Source organism: Belliella aquatica (assembly GCF_014637795.1).
GTDB lineage: Bacteria > Bacteroidota > Bacteroidia > Cytophagales > Cyclobacteriaceae > Belliella > Belliella aquatica.
Map to the genome: position 1 here is coordinate 15,406 of NZ_BMFD01000020.1, position 24,629 is coordinate 40,034.

The 24,629-nt window shown below is 35.7% G+C and carries 19 protein-coding genes and 1 pseudogene; 18 read left to right on the forward strand and 2 right to left on the reverse strand.

Going from position 1 to position 24,629, the window contains the following annotated elements:
* Window positions 1-10 precede the first annotated feature (10 nt).
* The 16 genes and pseudogenes from IEV57_RS17550 (at window position 11) to IEV57_RS17625 (ending at window position 21,152) form a co-directional block, all read left to right on the forward strand.
* The gene (locus tag IEV57_RS17550) at window positions 11-1,051 is read left to right on the forward strand and encodes a ParA family protein (protein ID WP_188444348.1); all 1,041 of its coding nucleotides are present in this window, start codon (window positions 11-13) and stop codon (window positions 1,049-1,051) included.
* A complete protein-coding gene (locus tag IEV57_RS17555; RefSeq protein ID WP_188444349.1) occupies window positions 1,048-1,902 on the forward strand; it encodes an SIR2 family NAD-dependent protein deacylase in 855 nt (284 codons plus the stop codon). Before IEV57_RS17550 ends, IEV57_RS17555 begins: the two co-directional genes overlap by 4 nt.
* A gap of 211 nt (window positions 1,903-2,113) precedes the next feature.
* Window positions 2,114-3,952 (forward strand): ATP-binding protein, encoded by a 1,839-nt coding sequence (locus IEV57_RS17560; RefSeq protein WP_188444350.1) that lies wholly within the window; start codon window positions 2,114-2,116, stop codon window positions 3,950-3,952.
* 351 nt (window positions 3,953-4,303) lie between these two features.
* Window positions 4,304-5,071 (forward strand): restriction endonuclease, encoded by a 768-nt coding sequence (locus tag IEV57_RS17565; RefSeq protein ID WP_188444351.1) that lies wholly within the window; start codon window positions 4,304-4,306, stop codon window positions 5,069-5,071.
* Between the two features lie 267 nt (window positions 5,072-5,338).
* A pseudogene (locus IEV57_RS17570) lies at window positions 5,339-5,630 on the forward strand (glycosyltransferase family 2 protein); the annotation flags it as partial.
* Window positions 5,631-5,933: 303 nt separating this feature from the next.
* Window positions 5,934-7,175 (forward strand): deoxyguanosinetriphosphate triphosphohydrolase family protein, encoded by a 1,242-nt coding sequence (locus IEV57_RS17575; protein ID WP_188444352.1) that lies wholly within the window; start codon window positions 5,934-5,936, stop codon window positions 7,173-7,175.
* Between the two features lie 279 nt (window positions 7,176-7,454).
* Complete coding sequence (locus IEV57_RS17580) at window positions 7,455-9,800, forward strand: type I restriction-modification system subunit M (protein WP_188444353.1); 2,346 nt, start codon at window positions 7,455-7,457, stop codon at window positions 9,798-9,800.
* Window positions 9,801-9,805: 5 nt separating this feature from the next.
* Window positions 9,806-10,306 carry a virulence RhuM family protein gene (locus IEV57_RS17585; RefSeq protein ID WP_188444354.1) on the forward strand — a complete coding sequence of 167 codons (501 nt, stop codon included), beginning with the start codon at window positions 9,806-9,808 and terminating at the stop codon, window positions 10,304-10,306.
* Window positions 10,303-11,595, forward strand: a complete 1,293-nt coding sequence (locus tag IEV57_RS17590; protein WP_188444355.1) for a restriction endonuclease subunit S — start codon at window positions 10,303-10,305, stop codon at window positions 11,593-11,595. The genes IEV57_RS17585 and IEV57_RS17590 overlap by 4 nt, the downstream gene beginning before the upstream one ends.
* Before the next feature lies 1 nt (window position 11,596).
* Window positions 11,597-12,082 (forward strand): DUF6998 domain-containing protein, encoded by a 486-nt coding sequence (locus IEV57_RS17595; RefSeq protein WP_188444356.1) that lies wholly within the window; start codon window positions 11,597-11,599, stop codon window positions 12,080-12,082.
* Between the two features lie 16 nt (window positions 12,083-12,098).
* Window positions 12,099-13,448, forward strand: a complete 1,350-nt coding sequence (locus IEV57_RS17600) for a DUF262 domain-containing protein (protein ID WP_188444357.1) — start codon at window positions 12,099-12,101, stop codon at window positions 13,446-13,448.
* Window positions 13,441-15,390 carry a DUF262 domain-containing protein gene (locus IEV57_RS17605; protein ID WP_188444358.1) on the forward strand — a complete coding sequence of 650 codons (1,950 nt, stop codon included), beginning with the start codon at window positions 13,441-13,443 and terminating at the stop codon, window positions 15,388-15,390. Before IEV57_RS17600 ends, IEV57_RS17605 begins: the two co-directional genes overlap by 8 nt.
* A 68-nt stretch (window positions 15,391-15,458) precedes the next feature.
* Window positions 15,459-18,545, forward strand: a complete 3,087-nt coding sequence (locus tag IEV57_RS17610; protein WP_188444359.1) for a type I restriction endonuclease subunit R — start codon at window positions 15,459-15,461, stop codon at window positions 18,543-18,545.
* 405 nt (window positions 18,546-18,950) lie between these two features.
* Window positions 18,951-19,406, forward strand: coding sequence for a response regulator transcription factor (locus IEV57_RS17615; protein WP_188444360.1), 456 nt, complete (start codon window positions 18,951-18,953; stop codon window positions 19,404-19,406).
* A gap of 96 nt (window positions 19,407-19,502) precedes the next feature.
* Window positions 19,503-20,846, forward strand: coding sequence for a hypothetical protein (locus IEV57_RS17620; protein ID WP_188444361.1), 1,344 nt, complete (start codon window positions 19,503-19,505; stop codon window positions 20,844-20,846).
* 6 nt (window positions 20,847-20,852) lie between these two features.
* Window positions 20,853-21,152 carry a hypothetical protein gene (locus IEV57_RS17625; protein WP_188444362.1) on the forward strand — a complete coding sequence of 100 codons (300 nt, stop codon included), beginning with the start codon at window positions 20,853-20,855 and terminating at the stop codon, window positions 21,150-21,152.
* A 470-nt stretch (window positions 21,153-21,622) separates the two neighbouring features.
* Here IEV57_RS17625 and IEV57_RS17630 read toward each other — a convergent pair whose 3' ends face one another.
* A complete protein-coding gene (locus IEV57_RS17630; protein ID WP_188444363.1) occupies window positions 21,623-22,174 on the reverse strand; it encodes a hypothetical protein in 552 nt (183 codons plus the stop codon).
* 96 nt (window positions 22,175-22,270) lie between these two features.
* Window positions 22,271-23,464 carry an ImmA/IrrE family metallo-endopeptidase gene (locus tag IEV57_RS17635; RefSeq protein ID WP_188444364.1) on the reverse strand — a complete coding sequence of 398 codons (1,194 nt, stop codon included), beginning with the start codon at window positions 23,462-23,464 and terminating at the stop codon, window positions 22,271-22,273.
* Window positions 23,465-24,121: 657 nt separating this feature from the next.
* Here IEV57_RS17635 and IEV57_RS17640 point away from each other — a divergent pair.
* Both IEV57_RS17640 and IEV57_RS17645 read left to right on the forward strand, forming a co-directional pair.
* A complete protein-coding gene (locus tag IEV57_RS17640) occupies window positions 24,122-24,340 on the forward strand; it encodes a helix-turn-helix domain-containing protein (protein ID WP_188444203.1) in 219 nt (72 codons plus the stop codon).
* The coding region (locus tag IEV57_RS17645) for a HipA N-terminal domain-containing protein (protein ID WP_188444376.1) at window positions 24,337-24,629 on the forward strand (293 nt) is incomplete at its 3' end. The genes IEV57_RS17640 and IEV57_RS17645, both read left to right, overlap by 4 nt.

Sequence of the window (24,629 nt, forward strand, 5' to 3'; positions counted from 1 at the left end):
ATATAAAAATATGATTACAATATCAATGTTTAATAATAAAGGAGGAGTAGGGAAAACTACTTTAACTTGCAATCTAGGTAATTTCTTGGCAGATTATCATTCCAAAAGAGTTTTAATAGTAGACTGTGATCCACAGTGTAATGCGACTCAATTGATAATGGGTTCTGATTTTGCAAGTGATTTATATTGGGATAACTCTTCTAATAACTATAGTGAAATAACAACAATAAGTGACATTCTTCAACCGATTGAAGATGGTGATTCAAGCATCCTTGAAACTATTGTTCCTATTAATAAATCTACGAATAGGTTTAATGTAGATTTAATTCCAGGCCATCCAACATTTTCTATTATTGAAGATAGATTGGGCTCTGCATGGCACGAACTAAAAGGAGGAGATTTAGGAGGTATTAGAAAGACAAATTGGAACACTAGTTTAGTCGCCCAATTGAACAATCAATATGATTTTATATTTTTTGATTTAGGTCCTAGTTTAGGCTCAATTAATAGAAGTATCTTGATTGGTTGCCAATATTTTATAACTCCTATGGGCACTGACATATTTAGTATTCTAGGTGTTCGAAATATCTCCTCTTGGCTTTCATCATGGATGGGAATTTACACTAATTCTTTAGCATTAACTGAAAATAGAACGCCTGGTAGACTGAACCAGTACCAGATTGCAGCAGAACCAGCAATATCAAAAGGTTATTTAGGGTACACATCGCAACAATATATCACAAAGAGTAAAGAAGGTGTTAGGCGACCTACAAAAGCTTTCGAAGAAATAATTAATATGATTCCAGAGGAAATCGCCAATTCTTTACAGTTTTTTATGCCCGATAATTTAAACTCAGATAGTTTAAAAATAGGTGATGTCAAACATCTGTATAGTTTAATTCCTCTTGCACAATCAGTTTCCTCACCAATATTAAAATTAAAATCAAGTGATGGTTTAGTTGGAACTCAATTTAAGCAACAGTCGGAATATGAAGAGATAATTTCTGCCATAACAGAAAATATTTTAAAGAATTTAAACTTAGCAGAATGAATTGGCCAAAAGCATTGACAGCTGAACTAGCATCAAGAAGATGTATAGTTTTTTTAGGTTCAGGAGCATCTGCTGGCTCTATTTCTGCAGATGGTCACAAATCACCGACAACTTGGCATAAATTCCTTGATGACTTAAAAGGTAAAATGACATCAGGTGATAAGGTATTAATTGATAAGTTTATATCGGAACAAAGATTCTTAGATGCAGCAGAAGTTATTTTACATCATGTACCACAGGCTGATTTTTCAGCTTACATAAGAGAAGAATTAGTTCGTCCAAAATATAAACCATCTCCAATACATCAATCAGTCCTTGAGATAGATCCTAAGGTTGTTGTAACTACGAATTATGATGATATTTATGACAATTTTTGTCGACAAGGAGAGGCAATTGACGGTTATAATATCTGTCGATATTATGAAGATCATCTTGTTTCAGATTTGAGATCTCCAGTGAGATTAATTCTCAAAGCTCATGGTTGTGTTTCAAACCCCTCTAAAATAGTACTTTCTAGATCCCAATACTTCAAGGAAAAGCAAGAGCATGGCAATTTTTTTAAAGTTTTAGAATCTCTTTTCTTAACACATACAATACTATTTTTAGGTTATTCACTAAATGATCCTGATATTCAATTGATTCTTGAAAACTCAAATATTGCTGCTAAAAGTGCTCACCCACATTATATTGCAGTTGGAAATCACATGGACCCAATTTTAAAAGAATCCTATAAACGGACTTATAATCTAGAATTTGTTGAATTTCCCATAGGTGATTTTAATGCACTAAATAAAGGAATCTCTTCATTGAAGGATGAAGTTTTAAGCTACAGAGCAACTTATGCCTATTAATAACGCTTGCTGATCTTCATTATCACTCTTAAGTGTTTTCACCAAAGACTCTGTACAGACTGATTTGGTTGATTCATTCTATAAGGGAAATTAAAGAGAATATTTATAGATTTGAAATTAGTCATTTAGACTGAAAACATGCTCAATTTAAGAGTTTTTCCTTGTGTTAGTCAGACGGCTAAAAGATGATAAAACATTGTAATAATAAAAAATGAAAGTAAAACTTGGACAAGCAGTTAAAATGTTTTTTGGTAATTCATCACTTGAGATGGTTTACTTTGAAGCTATTGCTAATTCGTTAGACGCACAAGCAACAGAAATTAAAATTGACATTCAAGCAAAAGCATACAATAGGCCTGAAACAATTTCTATAAGAATAGAAGACAATGGAATTGGAATTACAGATAAACGATATAAAAAGTTTTCCAATCTTTTTGATGTTGAAGAAAATTCTCACAAAGGTTTAGGAAGACTTGTTTACTTGTGTTATTTTGATGAAGTTAAAGTTACAACCTTTTATAACGGTATTAAGAAAAGATTTTTTGACTTTACTGAGGGCTTTAAAGAAGAAGATGCAAAAGTTATAGATGTACTTGAACGAAAAAGCGGAACAACCCTGTATATGTCGGGTTATACTTTAACGCGTTTACGTTCTAGTGCATTTATCCAATCAGCTTATCTGAAAAGCAGAATACTGCAAGAATTTTATTCTCGCCTTTTTCAACTAAAACAGCAAAACACTAAAATAAATATTGAAATAACATCAACAGTTGATGGAAAAACAACTACTGATTTATTAACAAATAGCGATATCCCAAAATTTGAAATCATTAAATTTGATAGTCCGCTTGACCTATTCGAGAAGTTCTACTTATACTTTTCAATAAATGAGGTTGAGCCATCTGAAACTGCACTAATTGCAGCTGTATCAGTGGACAATAGAACGATAAAGGTTGATCTAATTGCAGAAGAAAACAAACCTATTGGATATAATATGGTATTTCTTCTATATTCAGATTGGTTTACTGGAAAAGCTGATAATACAAGACAAGCCCTTAATGTATCAGACTCTGAACTACAAAATATTCAAACAATTTTCAGGAAAAAAGTCGCGGAATTAATAGAAAGTAGAATACCAAAAGTTAAAAAAAGAAATTTTGATACTCAAAAGAACTTGGTAAATCGTTTTCCACATTTATCAGGGTATTTTCATTCTGAGAGTATAGGTTATATCTCAAGAGCGGAAGTATTGAAGAAAGCACAAGACCAATTTTTTAAGGCACAAAAAGAACTTCTTGAAGCAAATAGCCTCTCAGACGAGCAATACGACAAATCTTTAGAACTTTCAGCACGAGCATTAACAGAGTATATTTTATTTCGCCAGTTTACAATCGACAAATTAAAAAAAACATCTAAAAAGGAAAGTGAATCTGAATTGCACAATTTATTCGCAACAATGAAGTCAAGATTTAATAGGGAAAACCTAGAGAATGACTTGTATCGAAATAATGCTTGGTTACTTGACGATAAATATATGACTTATGAAACAATCCTTAGTGACAAGGAACTTAGTGAGTTAATTCAATTTATAACAGAAGATGAAGTAATTGAAAGAGATGACGACAGACCCGATTTAGCTTTAGTTTTTTCAAATAACCCAAGTGAAACACCAAATTTTGATTTAGTAATAGTAGAACTAAAAAAACGTAGTATTTCATTAGAAGAAAATATGAAAACAGTCACACAATTAGAGAAACGTGCGAGAAAACTAATGAAATACTATTCAAATAAAATTCAGAGAATTTGGTATTACGGAATTGTAGAATTCAATGAAGAGTTAGAATTGCATTTATCTGGAGAATATAATGAGCTTTATTCATCTGGTAAAATTTATTATAAAGATTCAACAATTGCAATTAGTAAAAATCCAGATATTAGACTTCCAATAGGAATTTATATGTGGGACATTGATGCTGTTATTTCGGATGCAGATGCTAGGAATTCCGCGTTTTTGAGACTTATAAAAAGTAAATTCACAAATGGAGAATAAACGAAAATCAGTCTATATGAAAGTAAGGACTATGAGTCATAACCTTATGTCGTTCCTACGGCATCACTCGAATTTAACAATCATATAGAATAAAATCAGTATCGACTAAATTCCAGCTCGTCTCTATGATGATTTATTGGAATTTTTCATTTCCGCAAGTTCACTGGATTATTGGTTGCGATTCGAGGTATTAGGAAAACATAGATTCGTGCCGAGTTTTATTGCGGTAGGAGAATACATTGATAAATAAAAAAGGAATAGATAAATTCGGTCTGACTAATTAGGATTGGAAATCAGCTCAAATTGAGGGGGTTTGATTAAGTTAGTCAGAATTTCAAAACGACACAATCAATGAATATTAGAGAAATTTCAGAAGACGAACTTCACAACTACGACATAGACAAAAATCCTATGGCAGGAATTATCTCGACCGAGAAAAAATGGTTTGTTACTTCTGACGATAAACTAATTGGCATTGTTTTGCAAGACAACATTGACAAAGATTGGAGCTATTTAATTCTTGGACTAGAAAGCGATAATGCTTACAGAGCAATTGAAGTAAAGGTTTCTATAAACTCTATTGACGAAGCTCAAAATATTTTACGCAATTCAATTAACGACATATCTGTAAAGGGGCAGAAAGAAGAAACTTTGTTTGAGTTAAGTGAAGAAAAGGGTGAAAAGCCGTTAAATTTAATTGTAACCAACATAGATGATGAAATTAAAAAATACTTCAACAAGCATCCTGAGAAGCTGTATAACCTCCATCCTAGAAAATTTGAAGAATTAATAGCAAGCATCTTAAAAGATTTAGGTTTTGACGTAGAGTTAACGAAAGCAACACGTGACGGGGGACGTGATATAATAGCTTCTATACGGACAAAGGTTTCAACTTTCTTAACTTATGTTGAGTGCAAAAGGTATAGTCCTGAAAACAAAATTGATGTTGGACTTATAAGAGAAGTAATCGGAGTTCATTCAATTCACAGACCTGCAAAAAGTATTATTGTAACGACTAGTTTTTTTACCAAGGACGCAGTTAAAGAAGCAAAGACTTTTGAAAACCAACTTGACCTTAAAGATTTTAACGACATAAAAAAATGGCTACAAGACTACTAGAGATAAAAACTGACGCTAACATATAAGGGCTAAACCGAAGTGGAGCGTAGTGGGATTTCGGTTTAGCCCCTTTTGATACCGAACTATCGGGATACCGTGGCTTATTAACTGACATCCGGAGGGTGAAGGGTTCGCTAGGTGGAATAGAAGGATGATTGTTGGATTTTAAGAAGTGGCTGTTTTAGTTTTGAGTTGTATTTAGGAGATTTTTCTTTGGTTTATACTTAGTATTCTCTATCAAGTATCAAGATATTTTGTACGAAAGAATTTGGCAATTGGCTAACGACGAAGCTGATGCGCTGGATTTATAAGACCATCTATACCTTCCTTGGCCCATTTAGAGCGATCAAGTGGGATCAATTGAAAGACTTGGGAATGGTAGATCAGAATTATGGCTGGACCGAGAGATGCAAATCAAAGCCGCCCAAGTAGGTCCCAAAACCACAGAATTCCCGTAGATTACAGGAAACGCATAGGCGTCTCAAAACTAAGTAACACGGTGAAAGGAGTCTTCGGGGTATGCTATAAGATTCTTTGGACAATTTATAAGTATTGGTAAAATGTTATTTTTTATCAAATATACCCTGTAGTAGGTATTTTTTTAGAGTGAAGAAGGTGGTAGTTTTAGGGGGTTGATTAAGAAATATCCGCAATACGTTACGCTATTTGTTCCATATGGCATACATAGCGCAATGGTTGCGTTAATAAACTCGTTAGCTGCTATTCCCTCTACATTAAAAAAGTTGATTTCGTAAGCTAACGGATGGGCGGAAGAACAAGAGGAAATTGAGAAAAATGATTATTGTAATTGACTTATTATCAAATATATGCAAATACGTTAGTCAGAATTAAAAAAAACACAATGATAGAAACTGAATTAGAAAACTACTGCAAGGAAAAAGAATCCCAACTCGAACTTGTAAAGGACATAAGAGTAGACAACAAGTATCAGGGAAGTATTGACTATTTTAGAGACAATGCTGACATAGACTATTCAAGAGTTTTGTATTCATCTTCTTGCAGAAGATTGCAAGGAAAAATGCAATTGTTAGTTCCTAAAAGCCAGGTATTTTATAGAAATCGTTTAACTCATAGTTTCGAAGTTGCCCAATTCGCAAAAACAATTGCCAAAAGATTGAAATTAAATGACATTATCACTGTTCAAACTTGCTCTTTAGCCCACGATATAGGAAATCCTCCTTTTGGTCACGCAGGAGAGATTTTTTTAAGCAAAGTTTCTGAAAACCATCCATACGAAGGAAACGCACAAACATTTAGAATTCTAAACAGATTAGAAGAGAGACATTATGACTTTAATGGCTTGAATTTAACAATTAGGACAATGCTCGGTGTCGTAAAGTATTTTAAACCAGAATTCGAAATTTCTACAGACACAGACGGCTCTGAAATAAAAACAGCTAACAAAAAATTTCTTTACAATAATGATTATGAACTCGTAAAAAAATGGCTTGACGAGTATAAGATTACTCATAAGACGATAGATTGTGAAATAATGGATTTGTGTGATGAAATAGCCTATGCTATTCATGACTTGGAAGATACATTAAGATTAAACTTTTTCACAATAGATGAACTCTTATACGAGTTTTCTATACGAAGTGAATACAAAGGGATAATCATAGAATTTAAAAAGTTTGTAGTCCTAGCAAGACAATTTGCTGACAAAGCACACATATATAAGTCATCGGAAGAGTATGCAATGCTGTTTAGAAAAGAATTGACATCAATCCTAGCTAATGCTTTCGTTAGAGACATTGATTTAGTAGATGGAAAGTTGGGTTATAAAACTTTGGGGTTATTAATTGCAGGTCTTAAGAAAATGACGTTTGAGTGTATTAAAAGGCAACCAGAAATCATAGAGTATGAACAATTAGGGAGACACGTTTTAACTCGACTTTATGAACTATATACCGACAAGAGCTACAATAGAGATATGGTTCTATTACCAGCAAATTACAGGCATCCACCAAAATGGGAGAGAAAAGTACAAGATTACATAGGTGGAATGATGGACATTTACGCAATACAACAGTATGAAAAATATTTTGGAAAACTTGAAGGCAAAGGGATTTATCTGAAATAAATACAGCAGCGAACAGCCGTTTTGCAAAAGCGGGGTTTCGTGATTTGATGACAGTGAAATGCTAAATTCAAGCTTTTTACATCTAATGAAGTTTAGTGCTAAAAACTCCCTCCACCTCTAAGCTGAATCATGCAAAACAACACCCCAACCCCCCTTAAAACACAACCTATCCCCCAACTTTTGTCACTTAAATATTTGAGGCACCTGAAGCCAAAAAAACTTAAATTCTGCCTAAATTCGACGGAATAGAAAAAACGAAATTGAAATAAATACGAAAGAATGAACCAATCAGTACACAATAGACTCATATCCTTTATTTGGTCAATAGCGGATGACTGCTTGAGAGACGTTTATGTAAGAGGTAAATACAGAGATGTGATTCTCCCAATGGTGGTTTTGAGAAGATTGGATGCGCTACTCGAACCGACCAAAGATGCTGTTATGGAAGAATTGGCCTTTCAAAGAGATGAAGCTGGTTTTACGGAATGGGATGAAACAGGATTGAGAGATGCTAGTGGATATGTGTTCTACAACACCAGCGAATGGACTTTACAAAGACTACACGATACAGCTACCAACAGCCAACAAATCTTACAAGCCAACTTTGAAGATTACTTGAATGGCTTTAGTCCGAATGTCAAGGAAATTGTTAACAAGTTTAAGCTGAAAAGCCAAATCCGACACATGGCGTCCAAAGATGTGTTGATGGACGTTCTAGAAAAGTTCACCTCCTCTTATATCAATCTTACTCCCTTTGAAAAGCAAGATCCTGAGGGAAGAAAACTCCCACCACTTTCCAACTTGGGAATGGGCTATGTTTTTGAAGAATTGATTCGGAAGTTCAACGAAGAAAACAACGAAGAAGCAGGGGAACATTTTACTCCTCGTGAAGTGATTGATTTGATGACACACATTGTTTTTGAACCTATCAAAGACAATTTGCCACCCGTCATGACTATTTATGACCCTGCCTGTGGTTCTGGTGGGATGCTTACGGAATCGCAAAATTTCATCAAGGATGAAGAAGGCGCCATTCGGGCAATGGGGGATGTGTATTTGTATGGCAAAGAGATCAACGATGAAACCTATGCCATTTGCAAATCAGACATGATGATCAAGGGCAACAATCCCGAAAATATCCGAGTTGGTTCCACGCTTTCTACCAATGAGTTTGCAGGAAATACTTTTGATTTTATGCTGTCTAATCCTCCTTATGGAAAGTCATGGGCGACAGATTTAAAATACATCAAAGACGGTAAGGATATTATTGACACTCGCTTTCAGATTACCCTCAAAGATTATTGGGGCAATCCCGAGGATGTAGATGCTACGCCACGTTCATCAGATGGGCAATTGCTGTTTTTGATGGAGATGGTCGATAAAATGAAGCCATTAAGCCAAAGTCAACAGGGTTCGCGCATTGCCTCTGTGCACAATGGGTCTAGCTTATTCACAGGAGATGCAGGTGGTGGCGAAAGCAATATCCGAAGGTACATCATAGAAAATGATTGGCTTGATTGCATCGTGCAGCTGCCCAACAACCTGTTTTACAATACAGGTATTACGACCTATATCTGGTTTTTGACCAATAGTAAACCAAGCCATAGAAAAGGGAAGATTATTTTAATTGATGCCTCACAGCGGTTTGCCAAACTCCGTAAAAACTTAGGGGCAAAGAACTGTGAGCTCACAGCAACACATGTGTCTGAAATTCAAGATGCTTATATGAATTTCGTGAATGTGGAGCGGCAAAGTGAAGATGGGCTGGCTGTGAAAGTATTTAATAACGCCGACTTTGGTTATTACAAGGTTGTAATAGATAGGCCTGCGAGACTGAAAGCACAATTCACCCAGGAACGAATTGAATCCCTCCGTTTTGAAAAATCACTCAAAGAACCTATGCAGTGGGCCTATAAAACCTATGGTGAAAAAGTCTACGAAGACATCAAACCTCTCGAAAAGGAAATTATAGAATGGGCCGAGAAAAGCGGTCTGGACCTGAATGCCAAAAAACGCAAAGAGCTTACCTCCAAAGTAACTTGGGAAAAGCAGAAAGGCTTGTTAGAAACTGCCACCATACTTTTAGAGAAAATTGGTACAGATGAATACCATGATTTCAATGTGTTCGGCGCTCAAGTAGATGAAGTCTTGAAAAAGGAGAAAATCAAACTTACGGCTAGCGAGAAAAATCAGATTTATGCCGCCGTAACTTGCTATGATGAAAGCGCTGAAAAAGTCATCAAGAAAACCGAAAAGCTAAGTGGAGATAAATTAGACAAACTTTTACACCACTTAGATTGCACGGCTGCACAATTGCCTGATTTCGGCTATTATCCTAGTGGAAAGCCTAACGAGTACATCATTTACGAAACGCAAACCGATCTCCGCGATAGTGAAAATGTACCGCTAAACGAGAGTATACATGATTACTATTTGCGTGAGGTGAAACCACATGTGGGTGAAGCTTGGATAGATTTGGACAAAACCAAAATTGGCTATGAAATCAGTTTCAATAAATACTTCTACCAGCACAAGCCTTTGAGAAGCATTGAAGAGGTGAGCAGCGAGATTCTTGCCTTAGAAGAAGAAAGCGAAGGCTTGATTATGGATATTTTGAAAATGTAGTCATAATGAGTAATGAAACAATATTATATCGCCCAGATGAACTCGAGGAGCATATTAAAGTTAGACTCAAAGAAGATACTCTTTGGTTAAGCCAGGATCAGCTGACTCAACTTTTTCATAGAGACCAATCTGTAATCTCCCGCCATATTGGAAATGTATTTAAAGAAGGTGAACTAGATGAAAAAAGCAATATGCAAAAAATGCATATTCCAAATTCTGATAAGCCTGTAGCATTTTACAACTTGGATGTTATCATATCAGTTGGCTATCGGGTAAAATCCAAACAAGGTACACCATTCCGTATTTGGGCAACAAATGTATTAAGGGGTTATTTATTGAAAGGATATGCCATAAATCAGCGCATAGACAGAATAGAAAATAATTATGAAAACTTGAGTAAAGAAGTTAAACAGATTTCATTTCAACTGAAAACGCAGGAATTACCCAACCAAGGCGTTTTCTTCGATGGACAAACCATTCTCCTTCAATTAAACACCAAAGCATGAACACAATAACAAGAAATACCACCTTTCAAAAATATCCTGCCTACAGAGATTCGGGTGTAGAATGGTTGGGGGAGATTCCGGAGCATTGGTCATTACTTTCTAATAAAAACATTTTCAAACTAAAAAAAAATCAAGTCGGAAAGAAGTCAGTCGACTATGTTTTGTTGTCGCTGACTTTAAAGGGAATAATTCAACGTGTAATTGAAGACGGTGGTAAATTTCCTGCTGAGTTTGACACATATCAAGAAGTTAAAAAAGGAGATTTTGTTTTTTGCCTATTTGATGTTGAAGAAACACCAAGATGTGTTGGCCTTTCTGATTTTGAAGGAATGATTACTGGCGCATACACTGTAATGGAGGTTAATCCAAAATTTGACAGAAATTTTCTTTATTATTTTTACTTGAACTTGGATGCGGATAAACGAATGAGACCCCTTTATACAGGTTTGAGAAATACAATTTCAAAAGATAATTTCTTTGCTTTCAAAACTTTCATTCCCCCACTCCCCGAACAAACCGCCATCGCCACCTTTCTTGACGACAAAACCACCAAAATAGACCGTGTCATTGCCCAAAAACAACAAATGATCGCCTTGCTCAAAGAACGCAAGCAGATTATTATTCAGAATGCGGTGACAAAGGGTTTAAACCCAAATGTGAAAATGAAAGACTCTGGTGTAGAATGGATTGGAGAGATACCGGAGGAGTGGAGTGTAGAAAAAGGCAAATGGCTATATGTTCAACAAAAACGACCTATTAGAAACGAAGATGAAATAATTACCTGTTTCAGAGACGGCCAAGTAACTTTGCGAAAAAATAGAAAAACTGAAGGTTTTACAAATGCCTTAAAGGAACATGGTTATCAGGGTATCCGAATTGGAGATTTAGTCATTCACAATATGGATGCTTTTGCGGGTGCTATTGGCGTATCAGATTCTGATGGAAAATCAACACCCGTCTATTCAGTATGTACGGAAAGAAAAGCTGAAATGGTTAACTCTTCTTATTATGCCTATTACTTGAGAGAACTTGCAAGGAAAGGATATATCCAAGCTCTTGCCAAAGGAATTAGAGAGCGTTCTACCGATTTTAGGTTTAATGATTTTGCAAATCTAGAATATGCATTGCCACCTTTATCAGAACAAACCGAAATTGTCGCCCACATCGAAACTCAATCTGCTAAAATAGAGAAGGCGATAAAACTGCAGGAGCAGCAAATAGAGAAATTAAAGGAATTGAAATCCACGCTGATCGATGGAGCGGTGACTGGGAAGATAATGGTGAGTTGATATGGATAACGATAGGATAGTCGAGCTGCAAGAAGTAATCAAAAAATTGCATGAATCTGTTTCTGGTCTTAAACGCCTTTTCGCATCAAAAAAGAACGGGTTCACGCTCGATGGTAGATTAGTTGGGGACATTGGTGAAGTGATAGCCGAGGAATTATTCCAAATTAAACTTCACGATAGGTTGAAGCATCATTATGATGCAGTAACGACATACGAGCCTAAGTTAAATGTTCAAATAAAGGCCACTTTTAAAGAGAGTTTGACCTACAACCACGCCCCTGATTACTACATAGGGATAAAATTAGATAAAGAAGGAAGTTTTGAGGTCATATACAATGGTCCAGGGAAATACATACAAGAAGCTTATCAGCACAGGAAGGATATAGGGAAAGTTCTGTTGTCCTTTCCTACTCAAAAACTCAAAGAGCTGTCGGCAAGGATTGATGACTCGGAACGTATTTTATTAAAAAAATGGGGTGAAGAATAATATGAAAGAGGTTTAAATGAGTAAGCAAGAACTACATACTCGTATCATCAAGACCAAAGACCTGCTTAGAAAGGAGGGGCTTACCATTCCGGAATATCAACGCCCATACAAATGGACGATAAAAAACGTGAATCAACTGATTGATGATATTGCGTATCATAGAGACCGCTCTGCCTATCGTCTAGGCACCATCGTATTCTACAGGGATGAAAAAAGTCAGCTCAATATCGTGGACGGGCAGCAACGTACAATCACTTTGATTTTAATTGCTTTGGCAATTGCCTCCAATCAGAACCGCCTACATGCTGAACTACATAAAGCCAAGGTTGATCCAGTCCAATCACAGTGGTTCTCAGACTTAGCTTTTTCCAATACGACATCTTTGAAAAACATTCAGACAAATTATCGGGAAATATTTCGGAGAGTGGATGACTTTGATGTGGATACAGTTTTGTTTTTCTACAATAAATGTGAATTGGTTGAAGTCATCTTGGAAGATGTCTCGGAAGCTTTTCAGTTTTTCGATTCCCAAAATGCTAGAGGAAAAGATTTGGAGCCGCATGACCTTTTGAAGGCATACCACCTTCGGGAAATGAGTAAAATCTCCACCGAGGCCGAGAGGCTAAAAAGTGTGGAAACTTGGGAAGGACTAAATACCGAAGACTTAAAAAAGGTATTTGACAATTATCTCTACCGAATAAGGAACTGGTCCAAAGGGACCTCTGCCCGGAAATTTGATAAGAGCGAGGTGGATATTTTTAAGGGTATCAGCCCAAGTATTCAGGAGCCTTTTCCTTTTGCTGACCTTTATCGCATTGGTCACTTCTATGTAGAGGGCTACAATCAAGACTTTAACCGGAGTATCGACCGAAAATCCATGATATATCCCTTCCAAATCGATCAGATCATAATCAATGGAAAGCGGTTTTTTGAGTTGATTAATCACTACATCGGACAGATGGATTTCGAAAAGCGGCTGACAGGCATTTCCGAGCACTCCAAGCAAATTCTTAAAACTTTGAATAAATATGATGCTCGAACTCGCACAGGAGATCAATACGTTAGGTCCCTATTTGACTGTACCTTACTCTATTACTTGGATAAATTTGGAACTGTGGAAATAGACCGAGCAATAGAAAAATTCTTTGTTTGGGCATATAGCCTCCGCCTGACTATGCAAAATGTACAGTTGGCTTCCATGGACAATTATGCCTTAGAAGCTCCTTTTTTGTTCAAAACAATAAAAGAATCCACTAATCCAAAGCAGGTTTTGAGCCTACCTTTGGCTTCTGTGGATCAAGTCCGATCCAGCAAAACCAAGGAAATTGAAGTTATTTTTAAACGATTAAACTACCTCCATGACTGATTCGATACACACCTATAGCATACGGGAGATTTTTGATTCCGGGGAGTACGTCATCCCTATTTATCAGAGAAATTACGCTTGGGGAGAGCCGGAGATTTCCCAATTGATCCAAGATATCTACGATTATGCCGTGTCAGAGAAAAGAACTTCAAATTACTACATCGGCACTTTGGTGGTCTATGAAAGACATCATGAAAATAAAAAAGTTATCTATGAAACTATCGACGGACAGCAGCGTCTGACTACGCTAAATATCTTGGTCAGTGCTTTAAATCGGCTTTTTAAAGACCAGATAGATAACCTCATCCCTCACAAACTCAATCTATTTTTTGATAGCCGGAGGAAGTCCAGCGAGGCTTTGGAAGTGATATCTAGAGAATCTAAGAAACTTCAAGAAGATTCTTCAAAGGATTATAATCCAGCAATCATTCAAGCTTATAAGGTTATCGAGAAATCACTCAAAAAGCTTTTGTCCAAAACCTCTGAAATCATTGATTTTTATGATTATCTGGCAGACAAGGTTCATCTGATGCGGGTTTCAGTTCCTGGGGATACTGATCTAAACCACTACTTCGAGATCATGAATACCCGAGGAGAGCAGTTGGAAAAACATGAGATTCTAAAAGCTAAACTATTAGAATTTCTGTACGATGATGAAAAGTTAAGTTATGCATTCAACCTAATTTGGGAGGCTTGTGCCGATATGGAGCGCTATGTCCAATACGGGTTTAATGTGGAACAACGAGATGCTGTTTTCACAAAAGGCAAGTGGAACGAGTTTACTTGCTATACTTTAGAGGAAGTAGCAGATCTGGTTTACCCAAAAATGAGCAGTAGTGAAAATGATTCAGGTTTTTTCAAAGGAGGTATTTTAGAAATCGTAGAGTTCGCCGAAAAGATCGAAACCAAGGAAGGCCAAAAAGAAGATGCTCCAGAGAGATTCACATCCATCATCAACTTTTCGAATTTTTTACTGCATGTATTACGAATACAAACTGAGGAAGAAGGAGTGGCACTGGACGATAAACGTTTATTGGACACGTTTTTCGCCCAACTGAGAAAGCAGGACGAACCGATAAGCTTTGTTAAAGAGTTTGGCTTTAATCTTCTTTGGTGTAAGTGGGCCTTTGACAACTATATTATCAAGCGAGAATTTATCGGGGAAAAGGACCAATGGAGTCTTAAACGATTAAAATGGTATAAAGGTAGGGGCAATGAAAATAGGGTAAGTTATGTAAATACCTTTGGCGGCGAAGAGGAATCAGGGGGTGTCAATAAAGAATTGATCATGCTGCTTTCTATGTTTCATGTCTCCACGCCAACTTTGGTTTACAAGCATTGGTTGAATGCGGCTCTTAGCTACATTTTTTATTATGACTATGACCAACATACATCAATTAATTCTACTGATTACATTGAATATCTAAAAAACTTAGCAAAGTCATTCTTATTTGACCGATATCTAGCAAAGCCTTCCAAAACAATAGATTTTTATAACATTATTTACCTTTTGAATGCCGAGCCACAAAATCAAAACAAGCCTAAAAATCTTGATTTGAGCAAACTCGACACCGGAACAGAGGTTGAAAACATTATTTTCAACTATTTGGACTTTCTCCTTTGGAAAAAAGGAACTGCCGGTTCAGAAAAGTTTGAGTTTGCTTTCCGCAGTTCAGTGGAACATTATTACCCTCAAAATCCGATAGCAAAAGACCATAAAATTGACCAAGACCTTTGCGATCATTTTGGAAACTTATGCCTGATAAGCAGTAGTAAAAACTCCAGACTAAGTAATCACATGCCCGAAGCTAAAAAGGATTACTACTTTAAAGCTGGTATTGATAGTTTGAAGCAATCGCTGATGATGAAGGAGAGTGTATGGGATGAGGCCACAATCTTAAAACATGGAGAAGAAATGAAGAACTTGCTTATTTTTCATTAGTTTTATTCAAAAAGCAATACAAATTATTTTAGTTAGAAATTGTTTGAGTGTAAAAAAATATTTCATAAATGTTATCTAAAACTAACGAACAAGCGCTAGAATCGGCAATAGAAAAGACCTTGTCAGGAACTTGCCTAGAGGATCTTAAAAATATAGGTCAGGAAACTGAGTTGAATGAACCTGTAGAACTCTATCGCTCGGGCAATGGCTTTTATATCGGTAATTGCAATGATTTTAATGCTCAATATGCCTTAGATGAAACCCGCTTTTGGCATTTTTTAGAAAGTACTCAAAAAGAAGAACTTGACAAACTGAAGCGGGCTGCCGACTGGAAACTTAAAATTGTGGAGCGTCTTGACCGTATGATAAAAAAATACGGCTTACTTCGTTTGCTCCGCAAAGGTCTGGAAGTGGAAGATGCTTATTTCACGCTGTTGTTTCAAGTTCCCATGGCAAGCAGCAGTGAAATCGTAAAAAATAATTTTGAGAAAAATGAGTTTAGTGTGACGCGCCAAGTGCGTTACAATACCGAAAACCAACGGGAAGAGATTGACATGGTGGTTTTTGTAAATGGTTTGCCCATAGCCACCTTAGAACTCAAAAATGCTTGGACAGGACAAACAGCCAAAGTAAATGGCATCAAGCAATACAAAAAAGATAGAGACATTCGGCAGCCACTCTTACAGTTCGGTAGATGCATAGTGCATTTTGCAGTAGATACAGATGAGGTCTATATGTGTACCAAACTCGATGGCGATAACTCCTTTTTTCTCCCATTCAATAAAGGCAACAACAGTGGAAAGGGAAACCCCACCAATCCTTTTGGGCATAAATCTTCTTATCTCTGGGAAGAAGTCTTTACAAGAGAAAGCTTAGCAAATATTATTCAGCATTTTGTACGTTTTGATGGCAAAGCTACGGATGCTTTGAGCAAGAGAACGTTGTTTTTCCCACGTTACCACCAATTGGATGTAGTTCGAAAAATCATCAAACATGCCGCCCAAAACGGAACCAATCAGACCTATCTGATACAGCATTCGGCAGGTTCAGGAAAGTCAAATTCCATCACTTGGGCTGCTTATCAATTGATAGAAACCTATCCCGAAAGAGATGATTTGCCAGGATCAAAAGGAACCCAAACCCCCTTATTTGATTCAGTAATTGTAGTAACGGACAGGCGTTTGCTTGACAAACAATTGCGGGATAACATCAAAGAGTTTTCAGAAGTCAAAAATATTATTGCCCCTGCTTTTTCATCAAAAGACTTGAAAGACAGTTTGGAGCAAGGCAAAAAAATCATCATTACCACCATACAGAAATTCCCCTTCATTGTTGATGGTATTGCAGATTTGAGTGACAAGCGTTTTGCAGTGATTATAGATGAAGCACACAGTTCACAAAGTGGAACAGCAGCCGGAAAAATGAATCAGGCAATGGGCAAAAACTATGCTGAAGAATCCTTCGACTCCGCTCAGGAGAGGGAGGAAGAAGATGGTCAAGACATTATTCTGAAAGCAATGAAAGCTCGGAAAATGAAGGGCAATGCATCATACTTGGCTTTTACAGCAACACCCAAAAATGCCACAATAGAAAGATTTGGAACAAAACAGGAAGATGGTACATTCAAGCCATTTCACTTGTATTCTATGAAACAAGCCATAGAAGAAGGGTTTATCCTAGATGTACTCGCCAATTACACAACATATAAAAGCTACTACGAAATAGAAAAGTCAGTTCAAGACAATCCTTTGTTTGATACCAAAAAGGCACAAAAGAAATTACGTGCCTATGTAGAAAGAGACAAAAGGACAATTGGCACCAAAGCAGAGATTATTGTTGAGCATTTTATCAGCAAAGTGTACAACACAAAGAAGCTGAAAGGAAAAGCCAAGGCGATGGTTATCACCCAGAATATTGAGTCAGCGATTCGATATTACCTTGCCATCAAAAAAATTCTTCACGACAAAGGAAATCCGTTTAAGATTGCCATCGCATTTTCGGGAAAGAAAACTGTGGACGGGATAGAGTATTCAGAAGCAGATTTGAATGGTTTTTCAGAGAATGACACACGCAACTATTTTGATTCTGACGATTATCGCATGTTGGTAGTGGCCAACAAATACTTGACAGGTTTTGACCAACCTAAGCTTTGCACCATGTATGTGGATAAAAAACTACAAGGAGTTTTGGCAGTTCAAGCATTGAGCCGATTGAATCGTGCTGCGGATAAACTAGGCAAGAAAACAGAAGACATATTTATTCTAGACTTTTTCAATGATGTAGAAGACATTAAACTGTCTTTTGACCCTTTTTATACGTCAACATCATTAAATGGGGCTACAGACATCAATGTATTACACGAGCTAAAAGGTGCTTTGGACGATGTAGGCGTTTATGAATGGAGAGAAGTAGAAGACTTTGTTGCCAAATATTTTGCAAAAGTTGATGCTCAGCAATTGAGTCCAATTATTGACTTTGCTGCCAATCGTTTTAATGCAGAACTGGAATTGGAAGATGATGAAAAAGCTGACTTTAAGATTAAAGCCAAACAGTTTGTAAAAATTTACGGACAAATGGCTTCTATTATTCCTTATGAAGTCTTGGAGTGGGAAAAACTATTTTGGTTTTTGAAATTTCTAATTCCAAAATTGATCGTAATCACCAAAGAAGATCAATTGATTGATGAGCTATTAGAATCCGTTGATCTTTCCACTTATGGTCTTGAAAGAACAAAGTTGAATCATGCGATTGGCTTAGATGATTCTGCAACAGAACTAGATCCACAGAATCCAAATCCAAGAGGGGCACATGGAGGAGATGAAGATAAAGATCCTTTAGATGAAATCATCAAATCATTCAATGAAAGATGGTTTCAAGGCTGGGACGCCACTCCAGAAGATCAGAGAGTGAAATTCGTCTCTTTGAGTAAGCACATACAAGCTCACCCAGATTATCAAACCAAAGTTGCAGACAACAAAGACATACAAAATAGAGATTTGGCATTTAAGAAAATTTTGGATGATGTGATGGGGCAGCAGAGAAAGAAGGAGCTTGAATTGTATAAACTCTATGCAAAAGACGAATCTTTTTACCAGGCATTATTTGACACTATGAAAAGGATGATTGATCACCCGAGACTAGGTAGAAAAGTTTAAAATATTGATGCCAACCTTCCACAGCCACACACCTTGCCAAGCCGTTCAAGTCCACGTTCAAACCCAAGCTTGTCGGCAGGATGTGTTTGTCTCAACGCATAACAGAAACGAAGGGCCGAAAAAGAAGCTTGATTGCCTGATGGATATTCCGGAGCATGGCTTGTTCTGAATATCGGGATTGACCCCCTATTTCGGTTTGATTTGGGCCATTGGTTCAGGGATTCTAACGGTTCTCACCTTTTACAATGTATAGAGACTCTTCTCCTCGCCTACCCTGTTAAGTAATTCTTGAAGTCGTCGATATTTTAAAGCTTAAAAAATACCCTGTAGTTGGTATTTTTTATCCTGTTTGAATTTGCCATTTTTGTAATGAACGTATTTATTTACTAATCAGCTTTTTATGATATGAAACTTTTTGTTCAGAATTATGCAAGCCAAAGATACTTTCATGGGTTTATGATGCTCAGTATTGCCTGCTTATTTGTGGCATCAAATTATGTGATTTTTACTGAAATAGGTCCTCCCCTACATTGGAATGGATCTTTGTGTTGGATGTATGCTTTGATGCTCTTAGGTTTCGGTATCTCCTGGGTTTATGCAGGTGTGATCAACAAGGAATATAAGAAAGTAAAAGCCGAAATAGATGATTCCGATCAAGAAGTACTTCAGCTACAATCCAAACTCAAGACATTATCAAGAAAAGAAAGGGAAGTGCTGAATCTCATCCTGCAAAGCAAAAGCAATCAGCAGATCTGTGATGAACTTTTCATTTCGCTGAGTACGCTGAAATCCCATATCAATCATATCTATCAAAAGCTTGAAGTCAAAAAAAGACAGGAGGTAATGGCGCTTTTTGGTTGATTAGGAGGGTTTTAGGGAAAAATCAACCTTTTTTGGGACTCCTTTAATGAAAGATAAATTAAGTAAATATTATAAACTTGAAGAAAAATCAAGCCTATGAAATCCTTTAAAACTGTAATTAGAACAATAGCTTTTTCATATTTATTTATAACTATTTTCTATCAAATAGGTGTGTGTCAAAGTAACCTTTTAAACTATGATTTAGTCAAAATGGGCTTTATTGAAAAAGAACCAATTCCTTTTGGAGAAAAAATTATAATTAAAGGTAATTCATCAAATATTTTAGAAAGCTTGACTGTCAAGTCAATTTATGGTATTAATGAAATTGTTAGTACAGCAAATATTTCTGATAAAAGTTGGACAGTGATTGTTGGTCCATTTCCTAAAAGAACTAATATTATTTTTGAAATAGCAGAAAAAAGGACACTTACAAAATCAGAAACAGAAGAAATCATTAAATATTGGGAGGAATCTGTTGTTTCTTCGCTGCAAAAGTCAATAGATTCCAATTCTACATATGAAAACAGAGAAGATTTTTTCAATCAAATCTTCAATCCTCTAAAAAATGAATTCCTTACAAAATGGAATTCTTATTTTTTGCCGAATAATCTTGAATTAGGAAATTATGTTATTTCTCTTTTAGAATTCGAAATTATAAATAATTGGAATGTTTGGAATAATAATTCAAGCGACCTTAGATTAAAAAAATACGTCTGGGATGAATCTTTTTTCTTTAAAAAATATCTTATTCCTAACAAAAATGCAGGAGGAGAAATTAATAAAATTTTGAAAGCTGAAGACCCAGTTCTTTATCTTTTTAAATTGGAAGATGAAGATATCAATAAACTATTTACGCAAATTTTAGAACTAGATCAGAATTCAAATTTAACAGAAAATCAACTTAGGAAACAATTCAAATCGGAAATAGAAGAACCAATAAAAAAATATCAAACAGCAATTTCTTTTTATTCAAAAGAATTCAATAGTCTTAGAATTATTAGCTCTCAAACTATCCAGTTAACACACACTACAAACGCAGAAACTCTAGGACTGGAGTCATATTTGGGAATTGATTTAGGAGCTGTATATACTCACAATACATCTACTACCAACTTCTTTGTAAATTTAAATCCATATTTAAAAAAAACAGATCCAGAAAAAGATTATCCTTTGTTTCAAAGTAATCTTCTTCATAACCTTACCCCCAGTGTTGGATTTGGGATTGGCTCCGGAGTTGAAAATATCAAACCAGTTTATTTCGTCGGTGTAGGTTTGCGAGTAAATAAAGCCATTCGATTTGGGTTTGGAGGAACATATTATTTTTCCCCAGAAAAAAATAAATATGACTGGAATCAAAGTTTCTATGGTTCAGTCAGTATTAATTTTGTATCAGATTTATTTAGATTAATTAATTCAGCAAGTACAAACATTCAAAATTAAATTATCATGAGAATTCCACTAGTTGACTTACATCCTGTTACTCAAGAGTGCCAAATAGTTGTCTCCGTAGGAGAAGTTTTTGACTCTAATTGTTCCGGTATTATTACAATAATGATTATTAATGCTAACGGTTTGGGAAACAATATCATTCAATCTAAAGAGGTAGGTAATCTGACACATGCTACCAAAACAGTCCTTTTTGAAGAAACTCCAAAAATAAATGGTATTTTCCCTGTAGTTGCAACTCTAGTCCTTGAGTCCAACGAGAGTAAAAGTGATCAGACTGAGTTTATCGAATTCTGTTAATTTCAACTACCTTACTATAACATAAATCCATAAGGAAACGTTAAGAAATTTTTCCTTTGCCTGTAGGTTGTTCCATTTGAGTTCAGATTTATTTATTAAAGTCAAAATCCATTTTTAGGTAATAGAATTGGATTTTCGGATCTAATTAATTGAATAATTTGGTTTCTTTATCGTATACAGTGAATTAGATAATATGTGAAATCTCCTTTAGTTAATTCACTATTGATTTATTCATAAATCCTATTGTCTTTATTGCGATTCATTCACCACTCGTATATTAGTTTATAATTCTCAAACTCTACCAATTTTTCATAAATTCTTCCTGTAACCTCCTTTTTAATCTCAAAAGTACAGCGGTACAGCGATCAGACGAATTCTTTAATTATATTAGACCGAAACAGTCTAGTCAGTGGGTAAGGAATGAATCATTGAGAAAATAACATCCAGTCAACCTGTAGTTATTTGTCAATTTAATCCTGTGCTAATTTTAACATGGCATTGGCCACACTTTTGGTAGAAGTATCGTATTCTTCATGTGGGTATCCGTGCTTATCGTTGAGCAGATAGAGCTGTTTGTAAATTTCAAATGGGTTTTGAGACTCTCCTACCCAACTGATGATGATATCAAGGATTTCATTCATGATAGGCTGGTATGTCATTCTACCATCTGAGCCTCTTACTCCTTTGTTGTCAGACTTCCGCTTTCCTAAATTCAGGAAGATATTCTTTTCATCGTAGATGATATCGCGCATCTGCTTATAGTCCTCACCTTTAGGTAAGTGATCCATAAGCAACTTTCTAATTCCTTTGTAATAGATATTGTATTTTTCTTCAGGATTGTCCAGCTGTTTACCTACCAGTTGTTTCAATTCGTCAATCTCTTGTAAAGACCCTGTTGTACTGGAAATGGTGAGCTGTTTCCCAATTTTTTGAGTGCTTTTTCTAAGTAGCTCCATCTTTTCAATGTCTGCTTCACTCAGTTTTTCTACTTTCTTATCGTCTTTTTTATCGTTGTCTTTCATCGTGTTAATTTTTTGTATTTAAGTTGCTATATGATTCCCGAAAAAATCAATCATCTGTGTCAAGACTTTTTCTTACGGGCATTTCACATGATGTGGTTATTTTAATTCAAATACTACTTTGATTTTGTCACTTGATGTTTTAATTGAATCGTCAGACCAGGATATCGGATTGAGTTTTTTAATTGACGTTTTGCAGTCAGGATAAAATTCTTTGAAAGCTGCGTGATAATTTTTGCCATACAACTCATTTTGATACCAAGTATAGAAAGAATAGATCAATGAGGTGTGAATTTCATTGTCTTTCGCAAACCGCTCAACCATGTAGGAGTTGTTGATATAGCTTTTGATATAATTAAAGTTCTCTATGGGCATGAAAAAATCACGTGCAAAGCTGTTCGCCTTTTCTTCAATTAGGAAAAGGTCCTGATCATCCGACAGATGGTAATTGTTTGATTTGATCGTTTCGAGATCAAAGAGCACATGATGCAGTTCATGCAATAATGTAAACCAAAGAGTTGGATATTTTTTTAAGTAATCGGTAATTACGATACATGGCTTCTCATTTATGAAAAAGGTAGCTCCTCTGACATGAGTGGTTTGTAGGTAATTTTGAAAAATAACTGTTACCCCTACATTATAGAGCGCTCTACAAACGATGAATAAACCGTTTTCTACATCTTGGGTGTAAGGTTTCATCAAAGGAATGATCTCCTTTAGTCTTTCCCGATCATAGGGGTTTGGGTTGTCGATTAACCTGAAAGATTGGTAGGCTGATCTCACCCAAAAGTCTTTCATTTTATCTGAAAACTGTCTCTTGGATCTGCTGTAAAGTGGTTCAATAAGTTGTTCTTCAAATTCACGAATAGACTTATATCCAAAATAATTCAGTGCTTTCTGTACTAAATCATCTACATCGTTTTCAGCATCAAAAAACCCTTCTTTGGTTAATGCTTTAACATCAAAGTTCATCAACAGAAACTTCAGCTTTCGAGCCCGATCAATGGAAGCAATGTTTTCTGGGTTTTGATTTTTCAAAACCATTTTAATGAATTCATGAACATCAACATTCAGAAATTCTGCAATTTTGACGACATGAATTAGATTGGGTTGTTTGGCATTTCCATTAAGGATTTCAGTAAAGACATCTTTGTCGATATTGAGGAGTTTGAGTGCTTTGGTTTTACTGAGTCCATACTCCGTGATTTTTTCCTCGAATCGTTTCTTTACATCGAATTCAGAATCATCTTGGAAGATTTCTTGAAGGAGTTTATCAATGTCTATATTTTTCATAAGAGAGACTTTACCCTCAAATATAAGTTAAAAATTTGTATTTAAAATAAATTTAGAGGTAATTACCCTCTAAAAAATAAATAGTAAAGATTTTTAAAGTACGGGCATCTAGGACAGAGGAGATGCTTTTTAATTGGGAAAGCGATTTTATTGGGTATTTCTGGTATGTACCCAATTTAATTTTAAGCCAATTGCTCCAATCTAAAAATGGGTGGATCTCGCTGCAAGCTTCGCGAGCTAACCCATTTTTTTAACGGCTTCCACCATTAACTTAAAACCAGCCTCAACTAGGGCCGTCATTTAAGAGACCAGGAGTTGATGAAAATCTTGGGTACTAAAGGTAAATAAGTGATGTATTCTTTGAAAAGTCCAGTAGATAACCTGTCCCACTTTCGGGATTGACCCACTATTTAGGTTTGATTTGTGTCATTGGCTCTCTATCAATAACAATAGAAATTTTAGATTAGTATTTAAGTATCAGCAATTCTCCCAATACCAAGACAAATTCTTTTTACCTGTATAATAGTGCTTTAAAACACACTTCTTATAGTAATTATATAATGAAAATCAATACTTGAACAGTATAGTGCGATTTACCGCTCTTTTTATTGAAATTTTAAAAATTAGATTTATATTTACATAAAATAATGCTATATAATGCACTTTACAGAATTAATAAAAACGATAAAAGAACGCAGAGAAGCGCTACAAGTAACACAAGATACATTATCAGAATTATCAGGTGTTGGATTGAGAACAGTAAAGCAGTTTGAAAGCGGAAAGGGAAACCCAACACTTTTAACATTGCATAAGCTGTCTGATGTATTGGGCATGGAGGTTTGCCTTAAAATAAAAAATGTAACACCTACTAAATGAGAAAAGCCAAGGTATTATTCAAAAATGAAGAAGCTGGTATCTTGACCCAACATGATGATGGTTCGTTTTCATTTCTTTATCATGATGACTGGGTAGCCAATAACAGCAAGCAAAGCATCAGTCTCACCTTACTTAAAACTGAAAAAGAGTTTCATTCTAAGTACCTGTTTCCGTTTTTTTACAATATGCTTCCCGAAGGTTCCAATAAGCAAGTGGTCTGTAAACTCAATAGAATCGATCGAGAAGACCACTTCGGTTTATTGATGACTACTGCAAAAAATGACAGCAT

Coding starts and splice junctions, on each gene's coding strand:
- IEV57_RS17550 (WP_188444348.1), top strand. CDS start 11: ATGATTACAATATCAATGTTTAATAATAAAGGAGGAGTAGGGAAAACT.
- IEV57_RS17555 (WP_188444349.1), top strand. CDS start 1,048: ATGAATTGGCCAAAAGCATTGACAGCTGAACTAGCATCAAGAAGATGT.
- IEV57_RS17560 (WP_188444350.1), top strand. CDS start 2,114: ATGAAAGTAAAACTTGGACAAGCAGTTAAAATGTTTTTTGGTAATTCA.
- IEV57_RS17565 (WP_188444351.1), top strand. CDS start 4,304: ATGAATATTAGAGAAATTTCAGAAGACGAACTTCACAACTACGACATA.
- IEV57_RS17575 (WP_188444352.1), top strand. CDS start 5,934: ATGATAGAAACTGAATTAGAAAACTACTGCAAGGAAAAAGAATCCCAA.
- IEV57_RS17580 (WP_188444353.1), top strand. CDS start 7,455: ATGAACCAATCAGTACACAATAGACTCATATCCTTTATTTGGTCAATA.
- IEV57_RS17585 (WP_188444354.1), top strand. CDS start 9,806: ATGAGTAATGAAACAATATTATATCGCCCAGATGAACTCGAGGAGCAT.
- IEV57_RS17590 (WP_188444355.1), top strand. CDS start 10,303: ATGAACACAATAACAAGAAATACCACCTTTCAAAAATATCCTGCCTAC.
- IEV57_RS17595 (WP_188444356.1), top strand. CDS start 11,597: ATGGATAACGATAGGATAGTCGAGCTGCAAGAAGTAATCAAAAAATTG.
- IEV57_RS17600 (WP_188444357.1), top strand. CDS start 12,099: ATGAGTAAGCAAGAACTACATACTCGTATCATCAAGACCAAAGACCTG.
- IEV57_RS17605 (WP_188444358.1), top strand. CDS start 13,441: ATGACTGATTCGATACACACCTATAGCATACGGGAGATTTTTGATTCC.
- IEV57_RS17610 (WP_188444359.1), top strand. CDS start 15,459: ATGTTATCTAAAACTAACGAACAAGCGCTAGAATCGGCAATAGAAAAG.
- IEV57_RS17615 (WP_188444360.1), top strand. CDS start 18,951: ATGAAACTTTTTGTTCAGAATTATGCAAGCCAAAGATACTTTCATGGG.
- IEV57_RS17620 (WP_188444361.1), top strand. CDS start 19,503: ATGAAATCCTTTAAAACTGTAATTAGAACAATAGCTTTTTCATATTTA.
- IEV57_RS17625 (WP_188444362.1), top strand. CDS start 20,853: ATGAGAATTCCACTAGTTGACTTACATCCTGTTACTCAAGAGTGCCAA.
- IEV57_RS17630 (WP_188444363.1), bottom strand. CDS start 22,174: ATGAAAGACAACGATAAAAAAGACGATAAGAAAGTAGAAAAACTGAGT.
- IEV57_RS17635 (WP_188444364.1), bottom strand. CDS start 23,464: ATGAAAAATATAGACATTGATAAACTCCTTCAAGAAATCTTCCAAGAT.
- IEV57_RS17640 (WP_188444203.1), top strand. CDS start 24,122: ATGCACTTTACAGAATTAATAAAAACGATAAAAGAACGCAGAGAAGCG.